This is a genomic window from Akkermansia muciniphila, from assembly GCF_900184965.1.
In the GTDB taxonomy this organism is placed as follows: Bacteria; Verrucomicrobiota; Verrucomicrobiia; order Verrucomicrobiales; family Akkermansiaceae; genus Akkermansia; species Akkermansia muciniphila_A.
Window position 1 is genome coordinate 87,085 of record NZ_FXYA01000214.1, and the last position, 15,244, is coordinate 102,328.

The window sequence follows — 15,244 nt, forward strand, 5'->3', positions numbered from 1 at the left end:
TTGCTGCGCCGACTGTCGGCTTTCCGTCTTTCTAGCTGCAGTCCGCTCTGTGTTCCGTGGACAAATAAGCTGACATGGAATCCGGTAAAAGAGAGACCGGACAAGACGGGGAAAACTGCTGTGTTCTTCTGTATGGAACGGTTTTCTTGAAAAAAGGGAGATAACGGTATCTGTTCATGGTTCCCTTTCGCCGGTTTACCGGAATGCTATTGCCGCCAGGAGGTGTCCGGGACCGCTCCGCGTGACTGAAGCGTCATGATGAGCATCTTGAGCTCATTGAGGCGCGAGTAGTGTTGTTTTCTGGCTTCGGGGTCCAGAGCCCCGTAATACAGCCACTGATTTGTTTGAGCGGACATCAGGCGTTGGGCCGTCATGGCCATGGACAGGGCGCGTCCGGGGGACTGGGCCGCAATGGCCGTACTCCAGGAATACAGCATATTATTGTAAATGGTGGTCCAGGCGAACATGCGGTCATCAAACCTGCCGGGGCTCTCTACGTACGGGCGGAGCAGTTGTTCCGCTTCCGTAAGGCGTCCCTGGAGGATATAAAGGAGGCTTTTGGCCGCCGTCAGACCGTGGTTCCCGGGGCTCAGGAGTTCCGCTTTTTCTTCCTGATATTCCAATGCTTTGAGCTGAACTGGGCTTGGGAGGGGAGAACTGCCTGCGGCATGCAGAATGTTGCGCCGCACCAAATCCGGATCCAGACTGCGGGAGGCGGCCTCTTCCAGCATGGGAAGCCGTTTGCTGGAGGAAGCCGGAACGGCTTGAAGAGAGTTTTTCCAGACCGGAAAAGCCAGAAACGCATAACACAGGGCCAATATGGCCAGAAGCAGTGCGGCGGACGCTTGAAGCCAGCGTCCGGCCCGGCGCGAAGCTTTCACCCTGGAAAGAGGGGCTGTGCAGGTAATGCCGCCGCATAGGGCGCTGGCTCCAAGCAAGGCAGGGTTATGCCAGATGAATTCCCCATAGGCATGGAAAGCGGCGATGCACAATACGCAGAACGCCGCCGGCCCCAGGGGATTGGACCGTTGATGTTCTCCCGACAATTTCAGAACGCTCCGGAGCCCGGAAATGAGGAACAGAGCCAGCAGAGCCAGCATTAGCCCCAGCCCGGCATAACCGTAGTCGCAGGCGGCTTGCGCATATTCGTGGTGGGCGAAATTGGGGAGGTTGGCTCCGGAGAAAAACTCCGTGGAAAGATTGGTGAACATCCGGCTGCCGTGCCCGAACAGCGGAGACTGGTCCGCCAGCGCCCAGGCCAGTTTGGACAGATCCAGCCGGTTGCCGAAGGAAAACGTATCCAGGAGGACTGCCAGCCTGCCTGCCCCGCGGGACAAATCCAACACGGCGTAGGACGTCCCCAGGAGGAGCAGGATAATAAACAGGATGGACGCCGTGTAAAATTTTCTGTTATTGCGGAAAACGCTGGAGGTATAAATAAAGAAGCACAGGGTTACGCCTGCCAGGGCGTTTGGGAAGGCGGACCGCGAGCCGCACGTGAAGGAAACGAGGATGAGCGCCAATCCCGTGAACAGGCGGATGCCCCATTTTCTGGCGGAAGCCATGCTGTATGCGCAAAGGAAAAAACCGGTGACGGACAGGAAATGGGCGGAAAAATTTTTGTATCCGAACAATCCGATGTTGTGGATTTCCGTGCCGAACAGGGAATAATCCGGTCTGAACCAGGAGGCTTCCGTTCCCGTTATGTTCTGATACCCCCACAACAGGGCATTCAGCAGCCCCAATGACGCAGCCAGTACGGGAAGAATGCTCTTTTCCCCGTTTCCGGCTCCGGCATACGTTCCCGCCGCGAACATGACGACGGCCGTGGCGATGAGGCCCAGATCCGCGACGCTCTCATAATAAAACCAGGGGGAAAACCATGCCCGGACAAGGAAATAGCCGCCTCCCAGCCCCAGGGCCAGCCAGCCCAGTAGTCCGGGGCTGGGAATCTTGTATCCCCGGAAAATACAGAAGCAGAACAGCAGAAGGGCTGCCGCCAGAAAGCAGGCGGGAAGGAAAAGGGTGTGCCATTCCCCGCCTGCCGCCGTCGTTGTCAGGAAGATGTAAAAAAGGGCCAGCAGGCCCGCCAGAATTTTCCCGGTGGCAGTTTCAGCGATGCGCGGAGTGGGGGAGGTACTGGGGGGAGAGTCTGGCATGGCTGGGAATTTATCTGGAAGACTGCAGTATAAACGCGGGAAACTTCCTTGCCAAGAGCAAGCTCCCTGTTGTGTGCAGGAGGGGACGTCCGAATGATAGAGTACTTGTCGGTCAGGGTAAATTAACCCGCCGTTGGCTGCATATTTTCCGTTTGCCGCAAAATCTTGCAACGCTTCAGCCTGTTTCCCGGAAAGTAAAGTTCCTTATGCCTGTATGCCGAATTTGCGTTTAATCTCCGGGATGGAATAATTCACCAGCGTGGGCTTGCCGCCCGGGGTGCAGTACGGCACTTCGCAGGCAAGCAAATCCTTCAGGATGGCAGGGGCCCGGTGAGGGGAAATGCGCTCCCTCCAGGCGGATTTTCTGGCAAATTCCCCAATGAAGGTTTCATAAGCCATACGTTTGGCATTCCGGCTGAATTCGGACTGGGTGAGACGGTCCACCAGCTCCAGGAGAAAAGCGCGTACGTTTTCCAATTCCAGCAGGGCTGGGATAGATTCTATTCTGATGGTATTCTGGCCAAAGGGCGTAACGGCCATGCCGGCCTGGTCAAAATGAGGGGCGAACTGCCGGATGACGGCAAAATCCCGCGGGTCCAGATCCAGCACCACCGGATCCAGAAGCTGCTGGGACGGCATGGGGGCTTCCCGGCGTGCGCGCAGCCGTTCAAAAATGATGCGTTCCCGGGCCGCCTTGGGATGCATCAGAACCAGGCCTTCCGGCGTTTCAAACAGGGCGAATTGCTGGCGGAGTGTTCCCAGATAGGAAAATCCGGCGGAGGCATCCCTTTCCGGAGCTGCGTTTTCATGGGCGTTTCGTGCTGTTTCTTCATCCTCCTGACGGTGAAAATCCAGTTTCCCCTGGGTGGCGGGAACCTGTTTCAGGGGAATGACCCGGAGGGCGGGGGGAGGGACAGGCCCATGGGATTGTCTGGCAGAGGAGGAAAGCGGCGGTTGGGCGGCGGAAGAAGCAGGGGCCGGTCTGGCGGCCGCCGGGAAAGCAGAACCTGGGTTGGTGGAACGGGCGGGTATTTCCCCATGCGGCGCGGTGGTAGAAGGGGCAGGAAGAGTTCTCTCCGGTTCCGGCGCGGCGGCAGCGTGGATTTCCTGCCGGGCGTGCTTTTGAAGAGTGTTGGCTATAGCTTCCACAATGGTATTGACCACGTCTGCGGAACGGCGGAATCTCACCTCCTTCTTGGCGGGGTGCACATTGACGTCCACCAGAGCGGGTTCCACCTCCATATACAGAAAGAGCGCCGGATGCAGTCCGGTGGGGAAGCCTCCATAGCCGTCCCGAATGGCCCGGTTAATGAGCTGATCCTCCACGGGGCGCGTGTTCATAAAGACGTACTGCCCTTTTCTGGTGCGTCTGGCTTCGGAAAGAGGAAGCAGGAATCCCGTGATGGAAATACCGGGGCCGATGGTTGTTTCTATCGGAATCAGGGCCGCTGCTGTAGAGGCGTCCGTCAGTGCGGAAATGCGGACGCGCAGATCCGCTGTGGCGGGAAGGTCGAAAACAAGCTGGTCGTCCCGCTTATAGGCAAATCGTACTTGGGGATAAGCCAGGGCATGCAGGCGTATCTGGTGCTCCACATGGGAGGCTTCCGTTTCTGCGGATTTGAGGAACTTGCGGCGCGCTGGAGTATTGTAAAACAAGTCGGCCACCTCAATGGCGGTGCCGGGAGAGACGCCTGAGCTTCTCGGTTCGTGCTCCAGGCCCCCGTCAATGCGTATTTCCCAGCCTTCCAGCTCCTGCTGCTGCCTGGTACAGAGTTTGAAGCGGGAAACGCTGGCAATGCTGGGCAGAGCCTCTCCGCGGAATCCCAGATGGGTGATTTCAAAAAGCTCCTCCAGGGAAGAAAGTTTGCTGGTGGCATGTCGTTTGGTGCATAGTTCGGCGTCTGCCCGTGACATGCCGCTGCCGTCGTCCGTCACCTTGATCATGCCCACGCCTCCGCGGCGTATCTCCACCCGCACGAATTTGGCGCCTGCATCCAGGCTGTTTTCCACCAGTTCCTTCACAACGGAGGCGGGGCGCTCCACTACTTCTCCTGCCGCTACTTGGCTGGCAAGAGTGGGAGACATGACGTGGATGGATGGCATGGCGATGACGGATTGGAAAAGACTGTTCCAAAAAGCGGAACCCCTAGCCGCCGGCGACGATGGAGACAATTTCCACCCGGTCGCCGGGAGAAACCGTCGCTTGGGAAAAATCCTGCGGCAGGAGCGCGGCCCCGTTGTGTTCCACGACAACGGGGTTGCCGTTCATGTTCAAAAGTTCCAGAAGCCGGGAGACGGAACAGGGTTCCGCCAGTTCGTACGGGGTTCCGTTCAGCATAATATCGTTCTGGGCTGCCATGACGGAAGCTACTGTACCACAACAGAAGAAAAAATCCAGAAACATCCCGTGGGGATGGCGTAAAAAAGATTCCGAATCAAGGCGGAAAGAAAAGAAAACTGGCATCGCGTACGGGACTCGAACCCGTGTTGCCCGCGTGAAAGGCGGGAGTCCTAGACCGCTAGACGAACGCGACTTGAACCGGTTTTGACAACATCTTGGAGGCGGGAGCGGGACTCGAACCCGCGAATTTCTTTCCTTCATCTTCCTCCTTCGCTTTTCCTGTTTCCGTCATCTACGGCTACGGTCTCCGCGTGATTTTCCTGCCTCGTGTTCCTTTCTTGTATTTCCGGTATAAGAAACCCCCGCCTGCCGTTAGGCAGACGGGGCCGTATCTCTGATTTCCTGCTATGCGTTTCTGCGGGTGAAGTTATTCATCATCCCCTTTCTCCTGTGACGGAGAGGGAGGATGAGGCATATCATTGTTGCCGCGGGCTGCTTTTCTGGCTTCCCAGCGCGCTTTCAGAGCCTTGGAAGCGTCAGCGTTGAGCTGGGACATTTCAGCCTCATTCAACTTTCCGTCCTTGTCGGCGTCATACTTTTCTTCAATCAGGATCCATCCGGCAGCCATGATTGGCGCGCGGTTGGGATCAAGCTGGGGGCGAGGTCCGTTCGGACGGTTGCCGCGGGGGCCCCGGTTGCCGTCTTCACGGCGTCCTTCACCGCCTCTGCGGCCTTCCGGTCCTCTGGGAGCGCGGGGGCCTTCAGCTCTGGGGCCACCCGGACGCCTCGGACCGCCCATTTTGGGCATTCCCGGTCCTTTGGGGCCGCCGGGAACGGCATGGTGCGGGCCGGGCTGGCCGTGATGGGGGGGCATGGCCAGCAATTCCTCCGGGGAAAGCTTTCCGTCGCCGTCTTTGTCAAATTTTTTGATCATGTCGGCGGCGTGGGCTTCCTGGCGGGCTTTCATTTCTTCCATGCGTCTGGCTGCTTCCGGGTGGTTTTTGGCCCAATCTTCCCGCATGGCTTTCTTTTCCTCGTCGGAAAGCTTTCCGTCTCCATCCTTATCGTACTTCTTAAGCATTTCGGCTTTCCTGGCTTCCTGGCGGGCTTTCATTTCTTCCATGCGTTTGGCCGCTTCCGGGTGGTCCTTAAGCCATTCTTCCTGCATAGCTTTTCTTTCCTCCTTGGAAAGCTTTCCGTCCCCGTCCTTGTCGAACTTCTTCAGAATGGCGGCTTTCCTGGCTTCCTGGGCCTTCTTGACGTCGGCCTGCAGAACGGCTATTTCCTCGTCGGAAAGCTTCCCGTCCTTGTCGGCGTCATATTTGGCCAATACCAGTTCTTCTCCGACAATCATGATGCCGGGGTCGATTCTCTTCATCTGGACCCGTTTTGGCCCCTGGCGGTCCCTGCCCCCGGCGTGATGGCGGTGGCCACCCCTTCTTTCCGGGGGGGCCTGCATTTCAGGTGCATCGGAAGGAGCCCCCGGAGCGGGAGGCGGCGGTGCGTCCTGGGCGAACGCGGAGCATGCGGCGAAAGCCGCGGCGATAATCATTTGCTTGCTCATATTTTTGAATGGTGAGGTTTGATGCGTTTCGGAAAGGGGCGTGCGCTGTGTGTCTCAAACAGGCGGAAACGTCTCCCTTTGCTAAAAGGAACCCCCGGAATTCATTCCAGTTGCAAAATAAAAAGGAGAATGCGTTGCAGAGGGGCTGCGTTACCGTTCTTATCACACCTTTTTTCTTTCAGGGTGAAGAAGGTGGAAGTTATTGATGATGAATGAAATCAATAAAAAAGGCCGTGGCCGGGCAGGGGTGCGCGCCGCCCGTGTCATAGCGGAAAAAATTATTCGCCGGAAATAAAACGGATGTAGGCCAGCCACCATTGGCTGCCGCCCAGCAGCCAGATCAGAGCGGCGCTGAGAAGAGCGGGGCCAAAGGGGAGGTTTCTGCCGAATCCCATGCGTGAGGCGGCAGCCTGTACAATCCCCAGCAGGGAGCCGAGGAAAAGGCAGAACAGGGCGCCCTGCCAGCCGCCCGCGCAGCCGGCCATCATCAGAATCCAGGCGTCGCCTGAGCCCATGGCTTCCCTGCTGGCATGAACATCCGTCAGATTTCCCTCCACGCTCTCCAGCTCTTCCAAAAGAAAAACGTCTCCGTTTTCCATTTCTATCCTGTCGTGCCGCAGCGTGACGGAGCAGGGAGGGTGCGTTTTCCCGTCAATGGTGACGGAGCCTCCGGAAAGAACAGCCTTGTCCGTAGACCGGTGGAAAAGCATGGACCAGTCGTGAGGCTGGCCGTTGATGATAAGCTGGAGTTCCTCCTGCTCGGATTCCGGCTCCCTTAAGTGCCACGGGGCGGGAACGTCAAAATGTTGCTTCCAGGTGCCGAACAGAAACTTCCCCAATTCAATCACCAGCCTGATGACTGCATACCCGGCCGCTCCTCCCAGCACGGATGCCGTGAAAGCGTCCGTCCAGGTCATGATATGGTTGTCCGGCAGGAGGAAAGGGTAAAGGGCGCAGGCCCCCGTTCCGGCCAGAGCGCCTGTCAAGGCCTGGGAGCGGAAGACAATCAGGTGTTCCGCGTCAATAAACATGATGACGATGGCGATGGCGGTCCACAGGCAGAGCAGGGCGGTGGCCCCCAGGGAAAAGTCCGCGTATTTCCAGCCGATAGCCGCGAAGAGCAGGGCCGTGAGCAGCTCCACAAAGCAATAGCGGAAGCTGATGCGCGTTCTGCAGCAGGCGGATTTACCCCGGAGAGCCAGCCAGCTCAGAACCGGAATATTCAGGAACCAGGGAATGGGTTTTCCGCATTCCGGGCAGAAGGAACGCGCCGGATCGTTGACGGAGACACCCCGCGGCATACGGTAGATAACCACGTTCAGGAAGGAGCCTATGCAGGCCCCCATCAGGCCGAAAACCACGGGAATCACCCATGCGGGAAAGGCGTCAGTCATGGGAAGGCGGGGAATAGGTCCGGCTGGGCGTCTGGTTGATGCGGTCAATCAGCAGTCTCAGCCTGCCGTAATTGCCGCGTTTGATGGGGAAGACAAGCCGGGGCAGGCGGTCCAGGTGCGGTTCGTCCGCTTCATCCGGCAGGGGGCCGCTCTGAACCATTTTCCCCCCGGGCAGAATCAGGTCTGAAAAGTCCCGTTCCAGATGTTCCATCCACTGGGCGGGAAGCTGCGCGTTCAGGCGGATGACGATGGAATCTCCGACAAAACGGTAGGAGTGGAAAATCCTGTAAAAACGGTCGATGTGCTCCATGGCTTCCGCCGGATTTTTAGTGACATGGATGAGATGGAGATCGTCTTCGGAAATCAGTCCGGAGTCCACCAGTTCCACGCGTATGAAGGCCAGCCAGTTCAGCCAGAAGGTTTTGCCGGGGGAATCCAGAAGGACGATCGGGTAAATGGTTGCTTTTCCAGTCTGGATCAGGGTGAGTGTTTCAAACACCTCGTCCATGGTTCCGAAGCCTCCGGGGAATGCCACCATGGCGTCGCTTTCCGCCACGAAATTCAGTTTTCTGACAAAGAAGTAATAAAAATTGATGAGTTTGTCGCTGTGGGCCACCACATGGTTGGAGGTCTGTTCATACGGCAGGGTGATGTTCAGGCCGAAGGAGCGTTGTTCTCCCGCCCCTTCATTGGCCGCCTGCATGATGCCCGGGCCGCCCCCGGTAATGACCATGTAGCCGTGTTCGCTGGCCTCTTTGGCGAATTCCCTTGCGGTTTCATACGCCGGTTCGTCGTTCCTGATGCGCGCGGAGCCGAAGACGGAAATCTTGCGGATGTGGCGGTACGGGGCGAAAACGCAGTTGGCGCGGTACATCTCCCGCCCGGAACGGATCAGGACGGTAAAGTCATGGTCCGAGGCGGCGGACTGGGCCATGTTGATTCCCGTTTTGATATACTCCTGGAGGTAGCGGGGATCGTGCCTGGTGGAGGCTGTTTCGGAAAGCTTTTTAACGGCGTTTTCCAGAGTCTGGTAGCTGGAGTCCATGGACATGGAGGAGGGGCGTTTCTTGTCTTCTCCTGTAAAATCCCTGTTGTCCAAAAAATCAGGATGCTTCATGAGTTGGTATGATAGGTTTGCCTTACTATGCCAGATGACGCGCGTTAAGTCACAGAAAATTTGCCGGCGGGCATGAAAAGAGTTGATTGTTGAAAACAGATCGTTACATTGCTCCCCGCACGGGCGTTCCCAGAACATGCCGTTGGTCCTTCAGGCGCATTGGCCGCCATGTCCGTGCTGAGGGGAAACCCGGTACATTACATATGATTATGTCGGAAAACGAAACCACTACTGCAGAAGAAACCGCCGTTACCACGCTGGCCCGTTTTGAGGTTCCCAGCCGTCTGGAAAAAATTGAAGATCCGAATGATGCGAATCATCTGACCTTTGTGGCGGAACCGTTTGAAAACGGTTACGGCCATACGCTTGGCAACTCCCTGCGCCGCGTTCTTCTGGGTTCTCTTGAAGGCGCCGCCATTACCTCCGTCCGCATCGCCGGCGCGCAGCATGAATTTTCCTCCCTGCCCGGTGTGGTGGAAGACGTGACGGAAATCGTGCTGAACCTGAAAAAAGTCAAATTCAAGCATAACGGCAAGGAACCGCGCCTGCTCTCTCTGCGCGTGCATAAGCAGGGCGTCGTGACTGCTGCCGATATTGCCGACGATACCGTTTACCAGGTGGTCAATCCCGATCAAATCATTTGCACTCTGGACCAGGACACCATGTTTGAATGCGAATTCCAGGTTCGCGTGGGCCGCGGTTTTTCCACCGGCGATGAAAACAAGGTGCCGGATATGCCCATCGGCGTGATTCCGATCGACTCCATTTTCTCCCCTGTTACCCGCGTGAAGTATTCTGTGCAGAATACCCGTGTGGGACAGATGACTGACTACGACAAGCTGATCCTTGAAGTCTGGACGGACGGCCGCATCGCCCCCGCAGACGCCATGCTCCAGGCTTCCGCCATTCTGCGCCATCACCTGGACGTCTTCGTCAACTATGACGACAAGCAGGTCAACTTTGAAGAAGCTCCTTCCGCCGTCCAGGACGAAGAAACGGCCCGCCTGCGCAAGTTGCTCAACATGAGCGTCAACGAAATCGAGCTTTCCGTGCGCGCCGCCAACTGCCTCAACAATGCCAACATCACGACCGTTGGCCAGCTCGCCATGAAGAGCGAAAGCGAAATGCTCAAGTACCGCAATTTCGGCAAAAAATCCCTCAACGAAATCAAGGACAAATTGCTGGAACTGGGCCTTTCCCTGGGCGTTCAGGTGGATCCCTCCCTGCTTACCGGCCCCGTGCCGCAGGCCAAGCCGCGCCTGGGTCTGGAAGAGGAAAGCCCCGTGGGCCTGGCAGACCTGATTGCCGCCAACATCGAAGACGACGACGACTAAATCTCACAAAACCAACACACATAGAAAAATATCATCATGAGACACGGTGTAAAAACCTCCAAGCTTCAGCGCAACGCTTCCCATCGCAGGGCTCTGCTCGCCAACCAGGCATGCAGCCTTATCCTCAACGGACGCATCACCACCACCCTGGCCAAGGCCAAGGCTCTGCGCCCCTATGTGGAAAAGCTGATTACTCTTGCCAAGCGCGGTGACGTGCATTCCCGCCGCCTGGCCACCGCCACCATTCATAATACGACTGCCGTTAAGCGTCTGTTTGATGAAATCGCGCCTCTCTGCGCGGAGCGCAAGGGCGGCTATACCCGCATCGTCAAGCTGGGTCAGCGTCTGACTGATTCCGCTCTCGTGGCCATGATCGAAATTATCGATCTGCCCCGTGAGGCGGCCGAAAAGGAAGAAGCTCCCGCCACCACGGAAGCTACCGCCTAAGCCGCGCTTCTGGAACGTCCTGTTAATACCCCCGCTCCGGCCTTTGATGAGGCTGGAGCGGTTTTTTATTGGGAATAAGGGAGTTATGGTGATAATATCGCTCTTGCTTCTTTCCTGCCGGAACGTTATAATCCAACTTTAACTATGGACGCAGTATTATTGTTTTCCGGACAAGGTGCCCAGAAAGTAGGCATGGGCAAAGATTTGTATGACCAGTATCCCGCCGCCAAAGCCCTGATTGAACAGGCGGACAAGGCGCTTGGTGAATCCCTTTCCGCCATCATGTTTGAAGGCCCCGGTGAAGAACTGACGCGTACCTGCAACTGCCAGCCCGCCCTCTACGTTCATGGCCTGGCCTGCCTGGCTGTCCTGAAGGAGCTCGTTCCCTCCCTGAATCCCGTGGCAGCCGCCGGCCTTTCCCTGGGGGAATTCACGGCTCATGCCGCTGCCGGGACCTATTCTTTTGAAGAAGGCCTCCGCCTTGTCCAGAAGCGCGGCGCGTTTATGGAGGAAGCATGCAACGCCACGAAAGGCACCATGGCCGCCATGATCGGCGGCACGGATGAAAACGTCATTAAGCTGGCGCAGGAATGTGACGTGGACGTCGCCAATTTCAATTGCCCCGGCCAGACAGTCGTTTCCGGTACGGAGGAAGGGGTGGCCAAGGCTGTAGCAGGGGCGAAGGCCGCCGGCTGCAAGATTGCCAAGAAGCTCAATGTGGCGGGCGCCTACCATTCCCGTTTGATGCACAGCGCGATGGTAAAGCTGGCGGAAGAGCTCAAGAATATTTCCTTCGGTACGCCGTCCATGCCTGTTTACTGCAATTATGAAGCCCGGGTAGTAGAAGGTCCGGATGACATCCGCAGCATGCTGGAACACCAGGTATGCGGATCCGTGCGCTGGACGGCTTCCATGCAGAAGCTGGTGGACCAGGGCCACCGCCTTTTCATTGAACTGGGGCCGGGCAAAACGCTGGCCGGCATGATGGCTCGCATCTGCAAGGAGGCTACGGTCATTTCCATTGAAGACGTGCCCAGTTTGGAAGCCGCTGTTGCGGAGCTGAATAAATAATTTCCCTGAATAAGGAGTTTCAAGCCGCCGGCTCGTTACGGAGCCGGCGGTTTTTTATTGGGGCGTTATAGCGGGGTTTTGCCAAATAAGAAATATCCCATGGAACAGGGGAAATGCCTGTCGCCGTGTCAGCGCTCCTGCTCCTGCGCGGGCATTTCCTTGACGCCACCGGTGAGAAGGGGCATGTACATCAGCATTTTTCCCCATGAAAAACGCAATGGCGGGCACGAACAGCGTTTTCAACGCGATAATGGTATCATGAAGTACGCAGGGAAGCCATTCTCCCTGCATCAGGCATGAAAGGAATTCCGTCAAGAAACAAGGCGTTATGAAATAAAGATTCCTGATTTCTAAAGAAGTTCCTTCAGAGAGCGGATGATACTGGTCGCCAGGGAAAGATCCGCCTGCGCCGTCACCCTGTTTGGAACGGAGATGACTGGCATTCCTGCGCGGTATGCGGCTGTAGTGCCGTTCTGGGAGTCTTCCAGCACCAGGCATTCGGCCGGAGATTTGCCCAGGTTTTCCGCGGCTTTCAGGAACAGGGCCGGATCCGGTTTGACGGGGAGGCCGTCGTCGCGGCACACGACGGTTTGAAAACAGGATATGATGCCCAACCTGTTCAGCCAGCCGTCCACCCAGCGGTGGGAAGAGCTGGAGGCCACCCCCATAGGCGTTCCCGCTTCCGCCAGGTTCCGGATGAGTTCTCCGGCGCCGGGCAGGAGGCCGGCGTGTTCCAGATCCCGGACGATTTCCTCTTGGCGGCGGCTGTTGACGGTTTCCCAGTCGAAAGTGCGCCCCGTCAATTTCTCCAGATGTTCTCCGGGGTTCCAGTGGGTGTAGCCGCTGCCCAGGCACTGGTTGAACAAGTCCAGGGGAAGAGGGTGACCGCAGGACGCGAAAACCCGTTCCCAGGAAGAATAAATGGCATATTCCGTATCCACCAGCAATCCGTCAAAATCAAAAATAACGGCGTGTGCTTGCCGGAGCAGTGCGCGGGCTTTTAGAACGGCTTCCCGGGAACCGGCAAAATGATCAGGAAGGGTCATGGACGGGAGTCTTTTTCAAGCTTCTCAATATTTCCGAGAAGCTTCTGTGGGCCAGCTTGGTTTGAAAAAGGCGGATGGCGATGATGGTATAAATGATGTTGGGCATCCATGCTCCCAGCCAGGTGGGGAGGTAGCCTGCGGAGGCCAGGGTGGGGAAAAACTCATACAGGAACAGCATGGCTGCCGCCAGGAACAGCGCAATGCCGATGCCGGACATGGCGGAGCGTCTCTGGAACGTGATGGCGGAGGGAATGGCAATAAACGTCAGGATGATGCAGGAAAATATGCGGGCTATCCTGACGTGCCATTCCGTTTGCAGGCTTCTGAGATACCTGGCGTTTGTCGTTCCGGACTTGATGAGTTCCTGGAGAGCCGGAGTTCCCTGTGTATCCACGCGGACGTTGGGAGAGATCAGCTGCCAGGGCGTTTCGGGGTAACGTTCTGTCAGCGTTTGGTATTCCTGCCCGGCAAAAACGGGAACATCATGAAGCTGGCGGGGTTCCTCCTGGGAATAATTCCTTTTGATGGCCTGTCGGAAGGTCCATGTTCTGGAGACCGGATTCCAGGTGGCTTCATCGGCAAACAGCTCGTACTTCATCTTTCCGGGGGCGCTGAACTGTTCCACCCGCACCTGCCGGAACGGATCGCCGGGAGAATCAATTCCGGGAGGATTGCCCAGATACCAGATGCGGGATTCCGCATCATTTTTGTAAATGGAGCTCTGGGAAGCATGGTTGTTTTTGTTCTGGCTCAGGGAGGAGAACATCAGTTTCCTGTACAGGGCGGAGTTGGGCGCCCAGTGAAACCCGAAAATGCCGAAGTAGATGGAGGCAAAGACGGCGCCGATGATGATGGGGGAGTTGATTCGGAGCAGGGACCGTCCGGATTGCAGCATGCCGGTGATTTCTGAGGATGAGGAAAGCTTGGTAAGCGCCCATAGCGTACCTAGGAGAAGGGTATAAGGCAGAATCAGGTTCAGGATCATGGGCAATTGGCTCAGATAGAAGCGAAACGTGCCCGTGAGGGGGGAGTCCAGGTTCATCAGATCGCCCACATTGTCCGCAAAATCTCCGATAATGTAAATCAGCGTCAGGATGGCCGTGCACATGGTGAAAGCCGTGAACCAGGTGCGCGCCACATACTTGTCCAGGATGCTCGAACGGTTGTACAGGAACATCCCCAGCGCGGGGAGAAAGCAACCCAGAAGGATGAGCCAGGGCCGCAGGAGCTGGGAGAGGGGATATTCGGACGGCGTACCGGGAATTTCCCATTGCATCTGGGACCATTCCCGGGGCATCAGGAACCAGGCCGCCGTTCCTCCCAGCGCAAGCAGGAGGAGAAACGCGGACCATTGGCGGAAATGTCGGGCCTGGATTGCCATGAAAAGAGAGGGTAGGGCAAGAATGCCAGATCGGGAGCGGGAAATAAAGCGTTATTTGGCCTCCGGACAGGGATCAGGGGCTGCCGGAAGCGCGTATCCGTGTTTGATGCGTGAATCTCAGTATACGGTTCCGCTTCTTGAGGGACGGAAAGTCATGCGGGAGATGTTCCGCGTGATAGAAGTTGACTGTTGTCAACGTAAACTGGATGAGGTAAAATCTTTCTGACAACTGTTTCCCGGCAACAGTCTTTCCATGTTCAAACGTCTTGTTCAATTGTTTCTCCTGCTTTTTCTGGCTGCTGTGGGCGTTCTGGCGTGGTTTGCGTGGTACGTTTCCACTCCCCTGCTCATTCCCGTGGGAGGGGAGGAACCCGCTTCTTCGCCCGTCGCGGATTCCCTGGTGATGGAACCGGTTGAAGCCGTTTCAGCTGATGGCACGTCTGTTGAAGGTTATCTGGTGCGACCGGGCCGTCCGGAGGCTCTGTCCCCGCGACAGAGCCGTGTGCGGGATACTCTGAAACTGCGCGGGAAAATGCCGCATCTGGAGGCGAAACCGGAGCTGGTTGTGATAGCCTCCTCCTGGAACGAGGGGGTGGAAAGTTCCCTGCCTCTGGCGGAAGGGCTGGCCGGAGCCGGTTATACGAGCCTGATATGGAATCCGCGCGGAAAGAACAATACCCGTAAATTCTGCACGTACGGATTAAGGGAATATGCGGATGTAACGGCGCTTCTGGACGCCGTATCCAGGAAGCAGGGCGGATTGCCCCCCGTGGCCGCCGTGGGGCAGGGATTTGGCGCGGCCGTGCTGTTGAAAGCCGCGTCTGAAGATCCCCGCATCCGCTGCATGGTCAGCATGGACTGTTTTCCTTCCCTGAAAACCGTGGCTGTCCGGGAGATGGAGCAGGATTGGGGCAAGCCTCTGTGCTATGCCGCTTACTGGCTGCTGGATGCCGGGGTGGATTGGCGTGCGGGTTTCAGCACGTTTGACGTGGCCCCCGTGGATGACGCCCTGAAATTGGATTATCCGGTCATGGTGGTTTGTACGAACCAATACTTTTTCTCCACGCTGGAAGATTGCCTGAGCATTTACGATTCCCTGAAGAATGAGAAAAAACAGCTTTATGAATCCATCCGGGAAGGGGAACCGTATGGCACCCGGGAACGGACTTTCCTGCATTCCATTGAAGGAAAGAAGGGGGAAAAATTTGAAAAGGTCTATAAGGTCAACGTTTATGCGGGGGATGACGAGCTGCAGGCTGGCATTGCGGAATGGATTCATGAGAATACGCGCATGCCCATGCCCAGGGTGTTGCCCCATGAGTCTTACAGTGCGCCTGTTACGGGTACCGCTCCTTCCGGTTCATGAACTGTTCCTTTCCTTTTGCCGATG

Annotated in this window: 12 protein-coding genes and 1 tRNA gene; 4 read left to right on the forward strand and 9 right to left on the reverse strand. The window is 56.9% G+C overall.

The annotated features are described in order from the left end of the window. Positions 1–206: 206 nt before the first annotated feature. The 7 genes from CI070_RS10305 to CI070_RS10335 all read right to left on the reverse strand — a co-directional run bounded on the left by CI070_RS10305 (position 207) and on the right by CI070_RS10335 (position 8,575). Positions 207–2,159, reverse strand: a complete 1,953-nt coding sequence (locus tag CI070_RS10305) for an O-antigen ligase family protein (protein ID WP_094135723.1) — start codon at positions 2,157–2,159, stop codon at positions 207–209. A 204-nt stretch (positions 2,160–2,363) separates the two neighbouring features. Continuing rightward, positions 2,364–4,262, reverse strand: a complete 1,899-nt coding sequence (gene mutL / locus CI070_RS10310) for a DNA mismatch repair endonuclease MutL (protein ID WP_094135725.1) — start codon at positions 4,260–4,262, stop codon at positions 2,364–2,366. A gap of 43 nt (positions 4,263–4,305) precedes the next feature. Next, positions 4,306–4,518, reverse strand: a complete 213-nt coding sequence (gene thiS, locus CI070_RS10315; RefSeq protein WP_179218318.1) for a sulfur carrier protein ThiS — start codon at positions 4,516–4,518, stop codon at positions 4,306–4,308. 99 nt (positions 4,519–4,617) lie between these two features. Next, positions 4,618–4,693, reverse strand: a tRNA-Glu gene (locus CI070_RS10320). Between the two features lie 234 nt (positions 4,694–4,927). Next, positions 4,928–6,064 (reverse strand): EF-hand domain-containing protein, encoded by a 1,137-nt coding sequence (locus CI070_RS10325; RefSeq protein ID WP_094135728.1) that lies wholly within the window; start codon positions 6,062–6,064, stop codon positions 4,928–4,930. Between the two features lie 278 nt (positions 6,065–6,342). Next, positions 6,343–7,458 (reverse strand): prepilin peptidase, encoded by a 1,116-nt coding sequence (locus tag CI070_RS10330; RefSeq protein ID WP_094135730.1) that lies wholly within the window; start codon positions 7,456–7,458, stop codon positions 6,343–6,345. Beyond that, positions 7,451–8,575, reverse strand: coding sequence for a TIGR00730 family Rossman fold protein (locus CI070_RS10335; protein WP_179218319.1), 1,125 nt, complete (start codon positions 8,573–8,575; stop codon positions 7,451–7,453). Before CI070_RS10335 ends, CI070_RS10330 begins: the two co-directional genes overlap by 8 nt. Before the next feature lie 209 nt (positions 8,576–8,784). Between CI070_RS10335 and CI070_RS10340 the strand changes: the two genes are divergently transcribed. The 3 genes from CI070_RS10340 to fabD all read left to right on the forward strand — a co-directional run bounded on the left by CI070_RS10340 (position 8,785) and on the right by fabD (position 11,427). Then, positions 8,785–9,909 carry a DNA-directed RNA polymerase subunit alpha gene (locus tag CI070_RS10340; protein ID WP_094135878.1) on the forward strand — a complete coding sequence of 375 codons (1,125 nt, stop codon included), beginning with the start codon at positions 8,785–8,787 and terminating at the stop codon, positions 9,907–9,909. 36 nt (positions 9,910–9,945) lie between these two features. Next, positions 9,946–10,356: a 50S ribosomal protein L17 gene (gene rplQ, locus CI070_RS10345; RefSeq protein WP_012420542.1), complete on the forward strand. Its 411-nt coding sequence runs from the start codon at positions 9,946–9,948 to the stop codon at positions 10,354–10,356. A gap of 144 nt (positions 10,357–10,500) precedes the next feature. Next, positions 10,501–11,427: an ACP S-malonyltransferase gene (fabD, locus tag CI070_RS10350; RefSeq protein ID WP_094135734.1), complete on the forward strand. Its 927-nt coding sequence runs from the start codon at positions 10,501–10,503 to the stop codon at positions 11,425–11,427. 350 nt (positions 11,428–11,777) lie between these two features. On the opposite strand, the gene CI070_RS10360 is transcribed toward fabD, so the two are convergent. Both CI070_RS10360 and CI070_RS10365 read right to left on the reverse strand, forming a co-directional pair. Further along, a complete protein-coding gene (locus CI070_RS10360; RefSeq protein ID WP_094135738.1) occupies positions 11,778–12,473 on the reverse strand; it encodes an HAD family hydrolase in 696 nt (231 codons plus the stop codon). Next, complete coding sequence (locus CI070_RS10365) at positions 12,460–13,854, reverse strand: LptF/LptG family permease (protein ID WP_094135740.1); 1,395 nt, start codon at positions 13,852–13,854, stop codon at positions 12,460–12,462. The genes CI070_RS10360 and CI070_RS10365 overlap by 14 nt, the downstream gene beginning before the upstream one ends. 253 nt (positions 13,855–14,107) lie before the next feature. Between CI070_RS10365 and CI070_RS10375 the strand changes: the two genes are divergently transcribed. Continuing rightward, positions 14,108–15,220 carry a hypothetical protein gene (locus CI070_RS10375; RefSeq protein WP_094135744.1) on the forward strand — a complete coding sequence of 371 codons (1,113 nt, stop codon included), beginning with the start codon at positions 14,108–14,110 and terminating at the stop codon, positions 15,218–15,220. Positions 15,221–15,244 lie beyond the last annotated feature (24 nt).